Source organism: Allobosea sp. LjRoot237 (assembly GCF_964253285.1).
GTDB lineage: Bacteria > Pseudomonadota > Alphaproteobacteria > Rhizobiales > Beijerinckiaceae > Allobosea.
Window position 1 is genome coordinate 3,846,017 of sequence record NZ_CAXUQP020000001.1, and the last position, 15,020, is coordinate 3,861,036.

The window sequence follows — 15,020 nt, forward strand, 5'->3', positions numbered from 1 at the left end:
CTAGACTCCCACCCCGATCACGGTCTCGCGGACCTCCGGATGGCTGAGGATCTCCTCCGGCGTGCCCTGATGGGCGATGCGGCCGCCGGCCCAGACCGCGACGCGGTTGGCGTAACGGGCAACCACGTCCATGTCGTGCTCGACGAAGACCGCCGTCGTGGCGCGGGCATCGAGCACCCGGGTCAGCGTGTCCATCACCTGGAATTTCTCGGTCGAGGAGACGCCGCTGGTCGGCTCGTCCATGAAGATCAGCCTGGGTTCGAGCGCAAGCGCGACGGCGATGTCGATCAGCTTGCGCATGCCTTCCGGCAACTCGCGGACGATGCGATTGCCGGTTTCCTCGAGGCCGATCAGGTCGAGCAGCGCCCACATCTCCTCGGCCTTCGGATGCCGCCGCATGGGCAGGAAGGGCGACCACGAGCCTTCTCGGGCCGAGAGCGCGAGCAGGAGGTTCTCGATCACCGTGTTGTCGAGGAAGAGCTGCGGGATCTGGAAGGAACGGCCGACCCCGAGGCGAGTGATCGCCCGCGGCGACAGGCGCGTCACATCCCGCCCGGCGAAGATGACGCGGCCCGATTGCGGCTTGAGATAGCCGGTGCAGAGGTTGATGAAAGTGGTCTTGCCGGCGCCGTTCGGGCCGATGATGGCGATGCGCTCGTTGTCGGCGACCTTGAGCGAGGCGCCGTTCGCCGCCTGCACACCGCCGAAGCGCAGGTGCAGGTCGTCCGCCTCGAGGATGACGCCGCTCATCGCCCACCCTCCTCGCGCTGTGCCTTGCCACCCTTGCCGGCGACGATGCCGTAGAGGCCCGCCGGCGCGAAGAAGATGATCACGAGCAGCATGACGCCGAGCACGGCATGCCAGGTCTCGGGCGCGTAGACCGCGGCATAGCCGCGGATGATCTGGAACATAAGCGCGCCGAGGAAGGGACCGGCGACGCCGCCGATGCCGCCGAGGATCGCGATGAAGACGAATTCGCCCGAGCGCACCCAATAGGCCAGTTCCGGCGTAACGTGGCCGGAGACCAGCGCAATGATCGCTCCCCCTAAGCCCGCCAGCAGGCCGGAGAGCAGATAGGCGCCGTAGAGCACCTTGCGCGGGGAGACGCCGAGATATTCGAGCCTGGTCTCGTTCGACTTGATCGCCTCCAGCGCCTTGCCGCCGGGCGAGGTGAGATAGCGCGCGACGAAGAGCGCGGCGAGGATGCAGAGCACGAGCGTGACGTAGAAGGTCGCAAGCTCGAATTGCTCGCGGCCAAACTCGATGCCGGCGAAGGTCGGGCGCGGCACGCGCTTGCCGTCGGCGCCGCCGGTGATCGAGAACAGCTTCTCCAGCAAGGAAAAGAACACCATCGAGATGGCGAGGTTGAGCATGCCAAAGAAGATCGCGCGGTAGCGCACGATGAAGAGGCCGACGATGGCGGCGAGCAGGCCGGATGCCGCCATGCCGACCGGGATCAGGATCAGCGCCTCATGGCCGACCTTGGCCGCCGCCAGGAAGGCGACGGCATAGGCGCTGAACGAGAAGAACAGGCCGTGGCCGAAGGAGACCTGGCCGGCGCGCAGCAGCACCATGATGCCGAGCGCCGCCAGCCCCTCGCAAAGCGCGACGGTGAGGATCACCGTCGACCAGGGCGAGAACAGCGGGAAGGCGGCGAGCGCCGCGATCAGCGCGAGGCCGAAGACGAGTTGGCGCGCCATCACACCTTCCTCGTCTGCACGGTCGAGAACAGCCCCTGCGGACGGACGAGCAGCACGACCATCATGATGAGATAGGGGATCAGCACGTCGAATTCCGGCGCGAAATAGACCGCGGCCGAGCGCCCGAGGCCGATCAGCAGCGCCGCTACAGCTGCGCCCTCGATCCGGCCGAGACCAGCGGTCGCCGCCACCGCGAAGGAGAGGACGAGCGTGCCGGCGCCGATACCGGGGGTCAGCGAAGTCGTGGCCGAGGCGAGCGCGCCGCCGAGCGCCGCCAGCGAGGCGCCGATGATGAAGGTGATCAGGTAGACCCGCGCCGCGTCGATGCCCATCGCGGTCGCAGCCTCGCGGTCCTGCGTCACCGCGACGATGGCGCGGCCGAAGCTGGTACGACGCAGGAAGAAGCGCAGGCCGAGCAGCACCACAGCTGCGACCAGCGGCATCAGGATGAGCTGGTAGCTGGTGTAGAAGATGCCGAAGACCTCGACCGTTCCGAGCCAGTTCATCGGCGCGTTGGCGAAATAGGGCTGCACGCCGAAGACGACCTTCTGCGCGTCCTCCAGGATCATGAACACGGCGAAGGTGACGATCAGCTGCAGCACCTCCTCCTTGCCGTAGACCCGGCGCAGCAGCGCGATCTCGACGAGACCACCGACGAGGATGCCGACCAGCGCGGCCGCGATCAGCAACGTTGGAAAGGCGAGCCAGGTCGGCAATCCCGCCGCGCCGATGGCGAGCACGCCGGCCGCCGCGACATAGGCGCCGATCGCATAGAACGAGCCATGGGCGACGTTGACGATGCCGAGCACGCCGAAGATCAGCGACAGGCCGACCGCGACGAGGAAGATCAGCGAGCCATAGGCCAGGCCGTCGAGCGCGGCGAGGAAGAGCATTTCAGGTGGCATCGGTTATCCGCGACCGAGTTCCCCTCCCCCTTGTGGGGAGGGGTTAGGGGTGGGGGTGGCTCCGCTCGGCGAGCGGATGCAGGACGAGGCGCCTAGCAACAGCGGGGTGGCGAACGATCGATCCGGCATTCCGGCTTTTTCGACCCCCACCCCTGCCCCTCCCCACAAGGGGGAGGGGTTCGCGTCGCGCTTGGCCGTTTTCACTTCGCGTAGTCGAAGGTCTCGATCGACTTGTCGGTGACGAGGTCGGGCTTCACTTTGGCGAACCAGTCGAGCGACTTCTCGCCGAGCGGCGTGGTCACCAGCTTGCCGGGATAGAGCGCCATCTTGTCGTAGACCGCGAAGGGATAGTCCGGCACGCGCTTGGTCGTGCCGAGCAATTGATCCTCCAGCCCCTGATGATCCCCGCGGATGGTGATCGTGCCGGTGAGCGACTTGAACTCGAGCCCCTCGAAGGCGGCGATGATCTCCTCCTTGCTCGGCCATTTGCCGCCGGCGCCCGCCTTCTCATAGGCCTTCACCAACCCGGTCAGGGCCTGCTGCATGTGGAAGGTCGGGTAGATCGGGTAGACTCCGGTCTTGTCCTTGTACGCCTTGACGAAGCCCTGCATCTCCGGCGTGTTCTTGTATTTTGGGTGCAGCCAGTAGTGGTCGCCGCGCGAGCCGACGATCACGCCCTCCGGCAGGACATTGCCGAGCCGCTCCAGCGAGCTTTCAGCCAAAGGCAGCACGAAGGTCGACTGCTTGAGCAGGCCGCGCGCCGCCGCCTGCTGGACGAAGGTATCGAGATCGCCGCCCCAGGAGGTCGAGATCACGACATCGGGCCGCAACGCCGAAAGCCGGGTGATCTCCGTCGAGAAATCGGGCGCCCCGAACTTCGGGAAGAGCTCGGCGACGACGCGGACATCGGGCTTCAGCGCCTTCAGGCCCGCCTGCAACAGAGCCCAGGATTCACGGCCCCAGGCATAGTCCTGGTTGACCACGGCGACCGTCTTGAAGTCGGGCTTGACCTTCATCAGGTAGAGCAGCGTCGCCATCATCTCGGCGCCGGCATGGGCCTGGGTCCGGACCGAATACTTCCACTTGCCGTCCTCGAAGATGGTCTGCGTGCCGCAATCCCACATCACGTTGACGACCTTGAGATCCTCGGCCACCGGCGCCAGCGCATTGCAGGAGCCGGACGAGATCGCGCCCAGCATCACCTGCGCGCCCTGCTCCTGCACGACGCGGCGATATTCGGAGAGGAGCTGGTTGGTGCCGGCGCCCTCGTCGACATAGACCGGCTTCAGAGGCACGCCGAGCACGCCGCCCTTGGCGTTGATCTCCGCGATCAGGAGATCAGCGGCATTGCGGCCGGGCACACCGAAGACCGAGGCCGGGCCCGATAGGAAAGTCGCGATGCCGACCACCAGCTCCTTGGGCTTGTCCTGCGCCAAAGCCGAGCCCGCGAGCAGCGTTCCCGCCAGCGCGGCAATCGCCAGTTTCATCGTCTTCATGAGCGTCCTCCCTGAACCTCGCACGACAGTGGGCGCTCTTGGACGGCGCCTCGTCTCCATCAAAGGGGCGCATAGCCGCCGTGACCGGGCAAGTAGGATAAAGCGATGAAGGCCATACGCTTTTTCTATGGAGCGGCGCTCACACAGCGAGCCGGCGGCGCTATGGCGGCCATCGCAAAACGCTATTTGACTTCGAGGGCGCGACATCGGTGTCTCGCGCAAAATGGACGGCGCGTGGCGATCTGATGACGAATGCTCTCGACGGAATCCTGGTGGTGGCGCTGGAGCAAGCCGTGGCCGCTCCGATGGCGAGCTGCCGCCTTGCCGATGCCGGCGCGCGCGTCATCAAGCTGGAGCGGGAGGAAGGCGATTTCTCGCGCGGCTATGACGACTATGCGCAGGGGCTGTCGTCCTATTTCGTCTGGATCAACCGCGGCAAGGAATCCTGCCGGGTCGACCTCAAGGACGCAAATGACCTCGCTCTGGTCGAGGCGATGCTGGCCGAGGCCGACGTCTTCATCCAGAATTTCGCCCCCGGCGCGACCGACCGTCTCGGCATCGGCAGCGAGGCGCTGCGCCAGCGCCACCGCAAGCTGATCACCTGCGACATCTCCGGCTATGCGCCCGGCACGCCGCATTACACCCGCAAGGCCTACGACCTCCTGATCCAGGCGGAGGCCGGTCTTGCCGCCGTCACCGGCAGCGCCGAGTCTGGCCCGACACGCATCGGTGTCTCGATCGCCGACATCGCCACCGGCAACGCCGCCTATGCCGCGATCCTGGAGGCGTTGATCCGGCGCGGCCGCACCGGCGAGGGCTCGCGCATCCAGCTCTCGCTGTTCGACACCATCGCCGATTTGATGAACGTGCCCTATCTGACCCGGCGCTATGGCGGCATCGAGCCGCCGCGGCTCGGCCTTGCCCATCCTTCGATCGCACCCTATGGCGTCTTCCGCCTCGCCGATGCCGAGGTGCTGATCTCGATCCAGAGCGAGCGCGAATGGCAGATTTTGGCCCGCGACGTGCTTGGTGATGCCGGGCTCGCCGAGGATGCGCGCTTCGCCAGCAATGTGCTGCGCGTGCGCGCCCGCCCTGCCCTCGATGCGGCGATCCAGGCAATCCTCGAAACCTGCTCCTATGCCGAGACGGCGGCCGGGCTCGATGGGGCCCGCATCGCCTTTGGCACGGTCTCGACGGTCGCCGATCTGATCGACCATCCCGCCGTGACGGCGCTGCCCGTCCCTACGCCGAACGGCCTGGTCGAAGTGCTGGCGCCGCCGACATTGGTCGACGGCAAGCGCGTGCCGATGCGCCCGATCCCGGGCCTCGGCGAGCATGACGAGGTACTCAGGAGCGAGTTTGCTCCGAAAGCGGCGCGGCAAAACATCGGATGAGACAGATGAACGAGGCTCCGACCGGTCCCCTCCCCCCGCTTGCGGTGGGGAGGGCTAGGGCGGGGGGCAGTGCCGCTCGGCGCGACGATGAAAGACAGAGCTTTGGCTTTCCGACTCCCCATCCCAACCTTCCCCACCGCAAGCGGGGGGAAGGAGAAGCCAGTGCGGTTCCGGCGACCCCTTCGAGAGCACCGTGCCATGTCTGATTCCTATCACACCGAGATCCGCGAGGCGGTCGCCAGGCTGTGCGCCGACTTCCCCGGCGAGTACTGGCGCAAGCTCGACCGCGAGATGGCCTATCCCGCCGAGTTCGTCACGGCACTCACCGAGAGCGGCTTCCTCTCGGCGCTGATCCCGGAGGAGTATGGCGGGGCGGGCCTTCCCCTCTCGGCAGCGGCGGCGATCATGGAGGAGATCCAGCGCCAGGGCTGCAATGGCGGCGCCTGCCATGCCCAGATGTATGTGATGGGCACGCTGCTGCGCCATGGCTCGGCCGAGCAGAAGCAGCGCTATTTGCCCAAGATCGCCTCGGGCGAGCTCAGGTTGCAGGCCTTCGGCGTCACCGAACCAACCAGCGGCACCGACACTACCGCTTTGCGTACCACCGCACGGCGCGAGGGCGACCATTACGTCGTCAACGGCCAGAAGATCTGGACCAGCCGCGCGGCGCAGTCCGATCTGATGCTTCTGCTCGCCCGTACCACGCCGCGCGATCAGGTCGCCAAGCGCACCGATGGGCTCTCGGTCTTCATCCTCGACATGCACGAGGCGCTTCAGGCCGGGCTCACCATCCGGCCGATCCGCACGATGATGAACCACGCCACCACCGAGGTCTTCTTCGACAATGTGAAGGTGCCCACGGCGAACCTCGTCGGCGAGGAAGGCAAGGGCTTCCGCTACATCCTCTCGGGCATGAATGCCGAGCGCATCCTGATCGCGGCCGAATGCGTCGGCGATGCCAAATGGTTCATCGACAAGGCGTCGACCTACGCCAGGGAGCGCCAGGTCTTCGGCCGGCCGATCGGCCAGAACCAGGGTATCCAGTTCCCGATCGCCCGGGCCTACGCCAATATGCGCGCGGCCGAACTGATGGTGCGCGAAGCGATCAGACTTTACGAGGCTGGCGAGAATCCGGGGGCGGAAGCCAACATGGCGAAGCTGCTCGCGGCAGATGCATCCTTCGAGGCAGCCAATGCCTGCATCCAGACCCATGGCGGCTTCGGCTTCGCCGAGGAATATGACATCGAGCGCAAGTTCCGTGAGACCCGCCTCTACCAGGTCGCGCCGATCTCGACCAACCTGATCCTGTCCTATCTCGCCGAGCATGTGCTCGGCATGCCGAGAAGCTATTGAATTCTGCAACGCCAACCGCAAAGGCGCGGGGAACCCCTCTCCTGGAAGGAGAGGGGGCAGGGGTGAGGTGTTCGGACTGGAAACGTTGGCTGGAACCCGGTCGCGCGGTCAGCGCTCGCGGAACTGGTCGAACGGCCTACACCTCACCCTGCCCTCTCCTTCCAGGAGAGGGTTCCCCGCGCCCTTCCTCGCAGGGAGCGTCATGAACATCGACCATCTGAAATCCTGGATCGGCAAGACTGAGGAAGCCTCCGACCTTATCACGTCGCGGCTCGTCGCCAGCTATGAGGCGACCTTCGCGCCGCATCTCGCGCCCTATGCGGCAGGCGAAGCGCCGCTCGCTTTGCACTGGTGCCTCGCACCGCCGATCTCGCCAATGGCCGCGCTCGGTCCGGACGGGCATGCCGCCAAGGGCGAGTTCCTACCGCCCGTCGAGCTGCCGCGGCGGATGTGGGCCGGCGGACGCATCGAGACGATCGCGCCCTTGCGAACCGGCGACGAGGTTACCCGCCGCTCGACCATCGGCGACGTCGCTTACAAAGACGGTCGCACCGGTCCGCTCTGCTTCGTCGCCGTCGATCATGAGCTGGTCACAGCCCGCGGCGTTGCGCTGCGCGAGCGCCACAACATCGTCTATCGCGAGGCAGTCAAGCCCGGCGAAGAACCGCCGCCTGCCCCGGCCCCGGCCGAACCGCGCGCGGCCGACCTGACCTGGACCGTCGAGGCCAACCCGGTGCTGCTGTTCCGCTATTCGGCGATCACCTTCAACAGCCACCGCATCCACTACGATCAGCCCTATGTCACCGGCGTCGAAGGCTATGCCGGGCTCGTCGTACACGGGCCGATCCAGGCGACCCTGATCATGAACATCATCGCCACTCTTTCCGGCGGCGAACCGATCCGGCTCGACTATCGCGGGCTCGCCCCTCTGATCGCCGGCGAGGCCTTCCAGGTGAAGGCGAAACGCCTCCCGGACGGCGCCATCGCCGCCTGGACCGAAGGTGCCGATGGGCGGGTGCGGATGGAGGGCGTGAGCCGCTGAGCGGCGTCATTCTCGGACGAAGCGAAGCGTAGATCCGAGAATCTCATGACGAGAAGGCGCTTATAGGAGCTTCATCCGGCCTGAGATGCTCGGGTCAAGCCCGAGCATGACGGCTACGCCGTCATCTTCCCGCGTGTCACGGTCCTGCCATGGTGCTAGCGTCTCTCGCAGCACCTTCGCCCAGGAGCCGATGATGGACCGCGCCCCCCGTTTCAGCCGCCGCGACACGCTCAAGGCTGGAGCCGCCATCGCCGCGGCCGGCGCACTTTCCACCCCGCTCGCGGCGCAGGCTCCGGCCAAACTCAAGCTCCGGCTGCTGGAGACCAGCGATCTGCATGTCAACGTCGTGCCTTACGACTATTTCCGCGACGCCCCCGACGACACGGTCGGCCTCGCCAAGACGGCGAACCTGATCAAGGCGGCGCAGGCGGAAACGAAGAACAGCCTGCTCTTCGACAATGGCGACTTCCTGCAAGGCTCCTCGCTCGGCGATTTCGTCGCCTACAAGAAGGGGCTGAAGGCCGGCGAGACCCATCCGATGATCGCCGCAATGAACGCTCTGCCCTATCAGTGCGGCACGCTCGGCAATCACGAATTCAATTACGGGCTCGACTTCCTCGAGCATGGCCTCGCCCGCGCCGAGTTCCCGATCATCTGCGCCAATGTCGACCGTGTGGGCGGTGGCACGCTGGTCGAGCCGTGGCGCATCTTCGAACAGAGCTTCGAAGACGAGGCCGGCACGAAGCACGTCCTCAACATCGCGGTGATCGGCTTCGTGCCGCCGCAGATCATGCAGTGGGACAAGGCCAATCTCGACCGCAAGGTGATGGCGACGGATATCGTCGACGCCGCGCAAAAGTACCTGCCGGAGATCGCGGCCGCCCATCCCGACCTCACCATCGCGCTCTGCCATTCCGGCATCGCCGGCGGCGAGCGCAAGGGCGGCGAGGAGAACGCGGCGCTGCATCTCGCCAAGCTCGACGGCATCGATGTGGTGCTGACCGGCCATCAGCATCTCGTCTTCCCCGGCGGCAAGGCCTTCGACGGCATTCCCGGCGTCGACAACAAGAAGGGCTCACTGCACGGCAAGCCGGCCTGCCAGCCTGGCTTCTGGGGCTCGCATGTCGGCATCGTCGACCTCGAGCTGGAGAAGCGCGACGGGCGCTGGCGCATCGCCGATTTCAAGGTCGATCCCAAGCCGATCTATGAGCGCACGCCCGACCGCAAGATCGTGCCGAAGGCGGAGGTCGAAGCGGCCGTGCTCGCGACGGTGAAGGCCGATCACGAGGCGACGCTGACCTATATGCGCGAGCCGGTCGGCACGACCAGCGCCCCGATCAACAGCTACTTCGCCCTCGTCGCCGACGACCCGTCGGTGCAGATCGTGGCGGAGGCGCAGATCGCCTATGCCAAGCCGCTGATGGCGCAGACGCCGCACAAGGACTTACCCGTCCTCTCGGCCGCGGCGCCGTTCAAATCGGGTGGGCGCGCCGGCCCCGCCTTCTTCACCGATATCCCGGCCGGGCCGATCGCGATCAAGAATGTCGCCGACATCTATCTCTACCCGAACACGGTGCAGATCGTGAAAGTCACGGGAGCGCAGCTCCGCGAATGGCTGGAGCGCTCGGCCGGCATCTTCAACCGCATCGACGTCGCAAAGACCGAGGAACAGCCGCTGATCAACCAGGGCTTCCCGGCCTTCAATTTCGATGTGATCGACGGCGTCACCTACCAGATCGACGTGACGCAAGGCTCGCGCTATGACGGCGACGGCAGACTGGTGGCACCCGACGCGCACCGCATCGTCGACCTCGCCTATCAGGGCAAGCCGGTCAATGGGGCAGCCGAGTTCATCGTCGTCACCAACAATTACCGCGCTTCCGGCGGCGGTAATTTCCCCGGCACCAAGACGACGGTGGTGCTGGAGGCGCCCGACCTCAACCGCGACGTGATCGTGCGCTTCATCATCGAGAAGAAGACGATCAACCCGGCCGCCGACAACAACTGGTCGCTGAAGCCCTTGCCGGCGAACGTCAACGTCACCTTCCCGACCGCGCCCGCGGCGACCGGCAAGAAGCCTGTGGCGCTGAAGGCCGAGGCGGTCGGCGATGCCGGCGAGGGCTTCGTGAAGTATCGGCTGGGCGGATAGAAGGCCGACACTGCCGTCATGCTCGGGCTTGCCCCGAGCATCTCAGGCCGAATGAAGCGCCGGCAGAGCCTCTCCGTCAGGAGATTCTCGGATCTACGCTTCGCTACGTCCGAGAATGACGCTGCGCCTGCGCCCTGCTCATGGCTCCCCATCGCGGCGCGTGCTAAAGCCCCGCCCGCCATGCTCAAGCGCTTCTTCGCCTATTACCGCCCCCACCGCGGCCTGTTCCTGCTCGATTTCTCCTGCGCGGTGATCTCGGGGCTGCTCGAGCTCGGCTTCCCGATCGCGGTGAAGCTCCTCGTCGACCAGTTGCTGCCGAGCGGGAACTGGAGCCTGATCGTGCTGGCCTCGCTCGGCCTGCTGGCGATCTATCTGGTCAATGCCGGGCTGATGGTGGTGGTGACCTATTGGGGCCACATGCTCGGCATCAACATCGAGACCGAGATGCGCCGCAAGGCGTTCGACCACCTGCAGAAGCTCTCCTTCGGCTGGTTCGACAACCAGAAGACCGGCCATCTCGTCGGCCGACTGACCAAGGATCTCGAGGAGATCGGCGAGGTCGCCCATCATGGGCCGGAGGACCTCTTCATCGCGGTGATGACCTTCATCGGCGCCTTCGCGCTGATGCTGAGCGTGCATCCGCAGCTGGCGCTGATCACCGCGACGATCGTGCCGCTGATCGCCTGGCTGACCAGCCGCTATGGCAGCCGGATGACGGCGAACTGGCAGAAGCTGTTCGGCAGCGTCGGCTCGTTCAATGCGCGGATCGAGGAGAATGTCGGCGGCATCCGCGTCGTCCAGGCCTTCGCCAACGAGGAGCATGAGCGCAGTTTGTTCGCAGCTGACAACCAGCGCTATCGCCGTACCAAGCTCGACGCCTACCGTCTGATGGCAGCCTCGACCTCGCTCAGCTATTTCGGCATGCGCCTGACCCAGATGGCGGTGATGATCGCCGGCGCCTATTACGTGCTGATCGGCGACCTCAGCGCCGGCGGCTTCGTCGGCTTCCTCTTGCTGGTGACGGTATTCTTCCGGCCGATCGAGAAGATCAATTCGGTGATCGAGACCTATCCGAAGGGCATCGCCGGCTTCCGGCGCTACACCGAATTCCTCGACACCCGCCCCGATATCGCCGACCTGCCGGGTGCCGTCGCGGTCTCCGATCTCAAGGGCGACATCGCCTATGAGAACGTCAGCTTCGGCTATACGCCGGACCGCACCATCCTGAAGGGCATCGATCTTGCGATCCGCGCCGGCGAGACCATCGCCTTCGTCGGGCCGTCAGGCGCCGGCAAGACCACGATCTGCTCGCTGCTGCCGCGCTTCTACGATGTCGAGGGCGGACGCATCACCATTGACGGCATCGACATCCGCCAGATGACGCTGGCTTCGCTGCGCGGCCAGATCGGCATCGTCCAGCAGGACGTCTTCCTCTTCGCCGGCACGCTCCGCGAGAACATCGTCTATGGCAAGCTGACCGCGAGCGAGGAGGAGATCATCGAGGCTGCCAGGCGCGCAAGGCTCGACGAGATGATCGCGCGGCTGCCCGATGGCCTCGACACGGTGATCGGCGAGCGCGGCGTCAAGCTCTCGGGCGGCCAGAAGCAGCGCCTCGCCATCGCCCGCATGTTCCTGAAGAATCCGCCGATCCTGATCCTCGACGAGGCAACCTCGGCGCTCGACACCGAGACCGAGCGCGCCATCCAGGCCTCGCTCGCCGAACTGTCGAAGGGCCGCACCACGCTGGTGATTGCGCATCGCCTGGCGACGATCCAGGACGCCGACCGCATCATCGTCATCGACGAGAGCGGCGTCGCCGAGCAGGGAAGGCATCAGGAACTGGTGCAGCGAGCAGGCATCTACCGGCGGCTGCACGAGGCGCAGTATGGCGGCGTGAGGCGATAGCGCCTCTAATCCGCCGCCTGCTTGCGGGCCTCGGACAAAAGGCCTTCTACGGCCTGAACGGCCTGCTCGAGCGACAGTTGCTCATCCTCCTGCGGGTCGAAGCAGATGCCCTTGCAAGCCGTAATGAGTGCGGCGGCAACGGCATAGGCGAAAGCGCCCTCGACGAAACTCGCGCCCCAATAGAAGGCGACGACGCGCACGATCCCTTCCGCTTGCGGGCCGAAGAGCTCAACCAGATCTTCAACCTCAGCCCGGTCGTAGACGCTGATTTCGATGCCGGCCTCTATCTGCGCCAGTCTACCCGGCTGAAATCCGCCGACGTCATCGAGCGAAAAATACTCGTCGAACGAAAGCTCAAGGCCAAGACGCTTGGCTTCGGCCGCGATCGCCTCGCCGGTGGTCGTCGTTCCAGCCGGCAAGCCGACAAGTAACTCCATTGACATCGCACCCTCCCCATCTGGTTGGCCTCAAACTGCTTGTTCACTATTTGTTCTTATTAGAGTGCTGTCAAGCGGTACCAACACGCTCTGGTTGCGGATTCAGGAGAGCGCAGCCTTGATCGCCGCCGTATCGAAGTAGAACGGCGTGCCCTCGATCAGGCGCCCGTCCTCGAAACGCAGCACTTCCGCGAAAGGCTGTGTGATCGTCCGCCTTGAAGCACGGGCGGTGAGGCGCAAAGTGCAGGACATGAAGACCGTATCGACGGTCTTCGCCGCCTGCAGGCCATCGATCGACAGGTCGCTCCAGGTCGCGCGCATCGTCCTGAACAGGCGCCCGATTCCGTCCAGCCCGTACCAGTCGCCGGCATAGGGCAAGGAGGCGGGCTCGTGCACCACGACATCGGGATGGAAGGCGGTGGCGAGCAGGCCGAGATCGGCCTGCTCCTGCTGCAGGAAGCGCAGCTCGACTGCGAACATGCGTTCGAGCAGCTCCATGGCGGACGGACCGCCAGCATCGGCATTCATTGGGAACCTCGGAGTCAGCGCGGCCGAAGCGACCGCTGATGGCTCCGAGGAAGCCTGTGCCACCGGGAAAGCGCCACCCGCTTCCTGCCGGTGGCGTTGCGCCTCAGCCGCGGGCTTCGAGCGCCTTGACGATGGCGTCGCCCATCTCGGTGGTCGAGACGGCGTTGGCGCCCGGCGCAGCGATGTCCTTGGTGCGGGTGCCGGCGCCGAGCACGTCGGCGATGGCGCCTTCGAGTCGGTCGGCCGCCTCGCCGGCGCCAAACGAATAGCGCAGCGCCATGGCGAAGGAGCCGATCATCGCGATCGGGTTGGCCAGGCCCTTGCCGGCAATGTCGGGCGCCGAGCCGTGCACGGGTTCATAGAGCGCCTTGCGCTTGCCGGTCGCCTTGTCTTCGGCGCCGAGCGAGGCCGAAGGCAACATGCCGAGCGAGCCGGTCAGCATCGCCGCGACGTCGGAAAGGATGTCGCCGAACAGGTTGTCGCAGACGATGACGTCGTATTGCTTGGGCCAGCGCACCAGCTGCATGGCGCAGTTGTCGGCGAGCACATGCTCGAGCTCGACGTCCTGATAGTCCCTGGCGTGCTGGGCGGTCACCGTCTGCTTCCAGAGCACGCCGGTCTTCATGACGTTGTGCTTCTCAGCCGAGGAGACCTTGTTGCGGCGGGTGCGCGCCAGCTCGAAGGCGACGGCGCAGATGCGCTCGATCTCGCCGGTGGTGTAGAGCTGCGTATCGACGCCGCGCTTGGAGCCGTCCTCCAGCGTGACGATCTCCTTGGGCTCACCGAAATAGACGCCGCCGGTGAGCTCACGCACGATCAGGATGTCGAGGCCTTCGACGACCTCCGACTTCAGCGACGAGGCCGAAGCCAGCGCCGGATAGCAGATCGCGGGCCTGAGATTCGCGAACAGGCCGAGATCCTTGCGCAGGCGCAGCAGGCCGGCCTCGGGCCGGTGCTGGTAGGGCACATCGGCCCATTTCGGCCCGCCGACTGCGCCGAACAGCACAGCGTCGGCCTCCTGGGCGAGCTTCATGTCGCCTTCCGAGATCGCCGCCTTGTGCGTGTCATAGGCTATGCCGCCGACGAGGCCGCGCTCGAGCGAGAACGAGCCGAGGCCCTGCTTCTCGAACCAGGAGACGATCTTCTCGACCTGCCCCATCACCTCGGGGCCGATGCCGTCGCCGGGGAGCAGCAGGAGCTTGTGGTTCGCCATGGGTCAGCCTCGCGTCACGGAATGCATCGCCGGCTGATTAGGGGCGCAAGGCGCCGGGTGCAAGCATGCCGATGCGAAGCCGCCCTGCTCTCAGGGCACGATCAATGCCTTGTGGATGCAGGTTCCCAGCGGAGCGTATTCCCCGCGCTGGGCCACAATGCAGGCTGCCATCCACTCGTCTCGCGCGATCAACCGCAGATCGAGGCGATGGCCGGCCCGGATGCTGAGCTGTTCGAGATAGAGCATCTGCGTGCGACCGTTCCCCTCGCGAAACGGATGGACATAATTGATATCGCCGATGATCTCGCCGGCGCGGGCCGCAAAATCCGCTGGAGCGAGCCGTCTCAGATAGTCGGCAACAACCAGGCGTCGGTGCACGTCGGCCATGCCAGTGGCGATATAGCGCCGGAACTGGAACTGGCTGCCGCCCTTGGCGATCTCGACGGTCCGCAGTTCGCCGGCCCAGTCATAGATGTCTTGGAAGAGATGGTGATGGATGGCGCGCAGATGCGTGAGGTCGAATTGCCCGTTGGGAACGCCTTCGAGCATCCGCTGCGTGACGGCGCGGCGTTCAAAGCGATCGAGCACCGCAGGGTCGCGCAGGCCGAGTTTGTTTTTCAGAACGACATAGTCGGGCGGGTAGCAGTATTCAGGATCGCTCATTCGGCGGCAGGAGCGAATGCCGCCGCCAGAGCCTTCTTGCGAATATGATCGAGACGCTTCTCAGGAGACCAGCCCTCCCGTTCGAACATCGCGAACATGGCGACATCATCCGCATCGAGCGGGTTGCCCTCCATGCTCTGCAGATGCATGGCGACGAGCCGCCGTTCCGTCGAGGCGGCTACATCGTGCCCAGGCTTGTCGCGCTTGCGATCCATGGCTGGAAATCTAGCCGAAA

14 protein-coding genes are annotated in these 15,020 nt (G+C 65.6%); 5 read left to right on the top strand and 9 right to left on the bottom strand.

What is annotated here, in order from left to right:
• From ACSQ24_RS18655 to ACSQ24_RS18670, 4 genes are all read right to left on the bottom strand, one after another.
• Positions 1-750, bottom strand: a complete 750-nt coding sequence (locus ACSQ24_RS18655; RefSeq protein WP_436096121.1) for an ABC transporter ATP-binding protein — start codon at positions 748-750, stop codon at positions 1-3.
• A complete protein-coding gene (locus ACSQ24_RS18660; RefSeq protein ID WP_436096122.1) occupies positions 747-1,700 on the bottom strand; it encodes a branched-chain amino acid ABC transporter permease in 954 nt (317 codons plus the stop codon). The genes ACSQ24_RS18655 and ACSQ24_RS18660 overlap by 4 nt, the downstream gene beginning before the upstream one ends.
• Positions 1,700-2,605, bottom strand: a complete 906-nt coding sequence (locus tag ACSQ24_RS18665; protein ID WP_436096123.1) for a branched-chain amino acid ABC transporter permease — start codon at positions 2,603-2,605, stop codon at positions 1,700-1,702. The genes ACSQ24_RS18660 and ACSQ24_RS18665 overlap by 1 nt, the downstream gene beginning before the upstream one ends.
• Positions 2,606-2,805: 200 nt before the next feature.
• Complete coding sequence (locus ACSQ24_RS18670) at positions 2,806-4,101, bottom strand: ABC transporter substrate-binding protein (RefSeq protein WP_436096124.1); 1,296 nt, start codon at positions 4,099-4,101, stop codon at positions 2,806-2,808.
• A gap of 245 nt (positions 4,102-4,346) precedes the next feature.
• On the opposite strand from ACSQ24_RS18670, the gene ACSQ24_RS18675 reads away from it, so the two are divergent.
• The 5 genes from ACSQ24_RS18675 (at position 4,347) to ACSQ24_RS18695 (ending at position 11,944) form a co-directional block, all read left to right on the top strand.
• Entirely contained in the window at positions 4,347-5,495 is a 1,149-nt protein-coding gene (locus tag ACSQ24_RS18675) for a CaiB/BaiF CoA transferase family protein (RefSeq protein ID WP_436096125.1), read from the top strand.
• Between the two features lie 198 nt (positions 5,496-5,693).
• Positions 5,694-6,848: an acyl-CoA dehydrogenase family protein gene (locus tag ACSQ24_RS18680; RefSeq protein ID WP_436096126.1), complete on the top strand. Its 1,155-nt coding sequence runs from the start codon at positions 5,694-5,696 to the stop codon at positions 6,846-6,848.
• Between the two features lie 202 nt (positions 6,849-7,050).
• Positions 7,051-7,890 (top strand): FAS1-like dehydratase domain-containing protein, encoded by an 840-nt coding sequence (locus tag ACSQ24_RS18685; protein WP_436096127.1) that lies wholly within the window; start codon positions 7,051-7,053, stop codon positions 7,888-7,890.
• Positions 7,891-8,083: 193 nt separating this feature from the next.
• On the top strand, positions 8,084-10,039 hold the full coding sequence (locus ACSQ24_RS18690; RefSeq protein WP_436096128.1) for a bifunctional 2',3'-cyclic-nucleotide 2'-phosphodiesterase/3'-nucleotidase: 1,956 nt from the start codon (positions 8,084-8,086) through the stop codon (positions 10,037-10,039).
• 180 nt (positions 10,040-10,219) lie between these two features.
• Positions 10,220-11,944: an ABC transporter ATP-binding protein gene (locus tag ACSQ24_RS18695; protein WP_436096129.1), complete on the top strand. Its 1,725-nt coding sequence runs from the start codon at positions 10,220-10,222 to the stop codon at positions 11,942-11,944.
• A gap of 5 nt (positions 11,945-11,949) precedes the next feature.
• Here ACSQ24_RS18695 and ACSQ24_RS18700 read toward each other — a convergent pair whose 3' ends face one another.
• From ACSQ24_RS18700 to ACSQ24_RS18720, 5 genes are all read right to left on the bottom strand, one after another.
• Positions 11,950-12,387 carry a hypothetical protein gene (locus ACSQ24_RS18700; RefSeq protein ID WP_436096130.1) on the bottom strand — a complete coding sequence of 146 codons (438 nt, stop codon included), beginning with the start codon at positions 12,385-12,387 and terminating at the stop codon, positions 11,950-11,952.
• 96 nt (positions 12,388-12,483) lie between these two features.
• A complete protein-coding gene (locus tag ACSQ24_RS18705; protein ID WP_436096131.1) occupies positions 12,484-12,909 on the bottom strand; it encodes a nuclear transport factor 2 family protein in 426 nt (141 codons plus the stop codon).
• Positions 12,910-13,012: 103 nt separating this feature from the next.
• Positions 13,013-14,122 (bottom strand): 3-isopropylmalate dehydrogenase, encoded by a 1,110-nt coding sequence (leuB, locus tag ACSQ24_RS18710; RefSeq protein WP_436096132.1) that lies wholly within the window; start codon positions 14,120-14,122, stop codon positions 13,013-13,015.
• A 90-nt stretch (positions 14,123-14,212) separates the two neighbouring features.
• The gene (locus ACSQ24_RS18715) at positions 14,213-14,785 is read right to left on the bottom strand and encodes a Fic/DOC family protein (RefSeq protein WP_436096133.1); all 573 of its coding nucleotides are present in this window, start codon (positions 14,783-14,785) and stop codon (positions 14,213-14,215) included.
• On the bottom strand, positions 14,782-15,000 hold the full coding sequence (locus ACSQ24_RS18720; RefSeq protein WP_436096134.1) for a hypothetical protein: 219 nt from the start codon (positions 14,998-15,000) through the stop codon (positions 14,782-14,784). Before ACSQ24_RS18720 ends, ACSQ24_RS18715 begins: the two co-directional genes overlap by 4 nt.
• Positions 15,001-15,020: the final 20 nt, after the last annotated feature.

What these genes read in the sequence shown, in the direction of transcription:
- ACSQ24_RS18655 (WP_436096121.1), bottom strand. Translation starts at nt 750, where the DNA reads ATGAGCGGCGTCATCCTCGAGGCGGACGACCTGCACCTGCGCTTCGGC.
- ACSQ24_RS18660 (WP_436096122.1), bottom strand. Translation starts at nt 1,700, where the DNA reads ATGGCGCGCCAACTCGTCTTCGGCCTCGCGCTGATCGCGGCGCTCGCC.
- ACSQ24_RS18665 (WP_436096123.1), bottom strand. Translation starts at nt 2,605, where the DNA reads ATGCCACCTGAAATGCTCTTCCTCGCCGCGCTCGACGGCCTGGCCTAT.
- ACSQ24_RS18670 (WP_436096124.1), bottom strand. Translation starts at nt 4,101, where the DNA reads ATGAAGACGATGAAACTGGCGATTGCCGCGCTGGCGGGAACGCTGCTC.
- ACSQ24_RS18675 (WP_436096125.1), top strand. Translation starts at nt 4,347, where the DNA reads ATGACGAATGCTCTCGACGGAATCCTGGTGGTGGCGCTGGAGCAAGCC.
- ACSQ24_RS18680 (WP_436096126.1), top strand. Translation starts at nt 5,694, where the DNA reads ATGTCTGATTCCTATCACACCGAGATCCGCGAGGCGGTCGCCAGGCTG.
- ACSQ24_RS18685 (WP_436096127.1), top strand. Translation starts at nt 7,051, where the DNA reads ATGAACATCGACCATCTGAAATCCTGGATCGGCAAGACTGAGGAAGCC.
- ACSQ24_RS18690 (WP_436096128.1), top strand. Translation starts at nt 8,084, where the DNA reads ATGGACCGCGCCCCCCGTTTCAGCCGCCGCGACACGCTCAAGGCTGGA.
- ACSQ24_RS18695 (WP_436096129.1), top strand. Translation starts at nt 10,220, where the DNA reads ATGCTCAAGCGCTTCTTCGCCTATTACCGCCCCCACCGCGGCCTGTTC.
- ACSQ24_RS18700 (WP_436096130.1), bottom strand. Translation starts at nt 12,387, where the DNA reads ATGTCAATGGAGTTACTTGTCGGCTTGCCGGCTGGAACGACGACCACC.
- ACSQ24_RS18705 (WP_436096131.1), bottom strand. Translation starts at nt 12,909, where the DNA reads ATGAATGCCGATGCTGGCGGTCCGTCCGCCATGGAGCTGCTCGAACGC.
- leuB (WP_436096132.1), bottom strand. Translation starts at nt 14,122, where the DNA reads ATGGCGAACCACAAGCTCCTGCTGCTCCCCGGCGACGGCATCGGCCCC.
- ACSQ24_RS18715 (WP_436096133.1), bottom strand. Translation starts at nt 14,785, where the DNA reads ATGAGCGATCCTGAATACTGCTACCCGCCCGACTATGTCGTTCTGAAA.
- ACSQ24_RS18720 (WP_436096134.1), bottom strand. Translation starts at nt 15,000, where the DNA reads ATGGATCGCAAGCGCGACAAGCCTGGGCACGATGTAGCCGCCTCGACG.